Here is a 1,004-nt window from a genome sequence, read left to right on the forward strand (position 1 = left end):
TTAAAAAAAGACTTAGATGCAATGATTCAAGATTCATACCTGGAAGTTGCTGCCGAAGATCTTGGCTATAAATCTGTTGCAGAACTAAAAAAAAAGCTAAATATAGAGCGATAAATAAAACTAAAGACAAAGCTAATGGATTTGCGTCTTTAACAACTATTTGTAAGTCTTTCGGGCTTAAACGTGATGCATACTACAAGTATAAATATAGAGCTGACAAACGTTTAAAACTTGAACAACAGATCATTCAAATTGTAAACCAAAAACGCAGATCCTTGCCTAGAGAAGGCGTACGAAAACTCAAAATATCTTTAAAAAATGAGTTTGATAAAGCCAACCTTAAAGTAGGCAGAGACACGCTTTTCAACATTCTTAGAAAACACAATATGCTTATAACCAGAAAGAAACCCAGCTACAGAACTACCAATTCTTTCCATAGGTTTTACAAACATAAAAACATCATCAAAGATGTACTTGTTAATAGACCTAATCAGGTTTGGGTATCTGATATTACATACATCAGAACTGTAAAAGGATTTTGTTACTTGGCTCTTATAACTGACATGTATTCTAGAAAAATCATAGGTTACGACCTTAGTGATAGCCTTGAACTTAGCGGTTGTACCAGAGCTCTTAAAAAAGCATTATATCAAACTAAAAATACAGAGAACCTTATACATCACTCGGATAGAGGAATACAATATTGTAGCAATGTATACACACAAATTTTAAAGAGATACAACATCAAAATTAGTATGACAGAAGAAAATCATTGCTACGAAAACGCTATTGCTGAACGTGTAAACGGCATCTTGAAAGACGAGTTTTATCTTGACCAAACCTTTGATAGCGTACAACACGCGAAGAGAGCTACAAAAAGTGCTATTAATCTATACAACCAAATTAGATTACATGTATCTTTAGATTATAAAACACCAAATATGGTATATTTAAAAACAGCGTAAATCAATTTTTAACCTGTAGCCATATTTCAGGACTAGACA

At 32.7% G+C, this 1,004-nt stretch carries 1 protein-coding gene; it reads left to right on the plus strand.

All coding sequences use genetic code 11. From position 1 onward, the window contains the following. The first annotated feature begins 110 nt into the window (after positions 1-110). The gene (locus Q0951_RS17025; RefSeq protein WP_299339530.1) at positions 111-965 is read left to right on the plus strand and encodes an IS3 family transposase; all 855 of its coding nucleotides are present in this window, start codon (positions 111-113) and stop codon (positions 963-965) included. Positions 966-1,004 lie beyond the last annotated feature (39 nt).

It is taken from the genome of uncultured Psychroserpens sp. (genome assembly GCF_947501425.1).
GTDB lineage: Bacteria > Bacteroidota > Bacteroidia > Flavobacteriales > Flavobacteriaceae > Psychroserpens.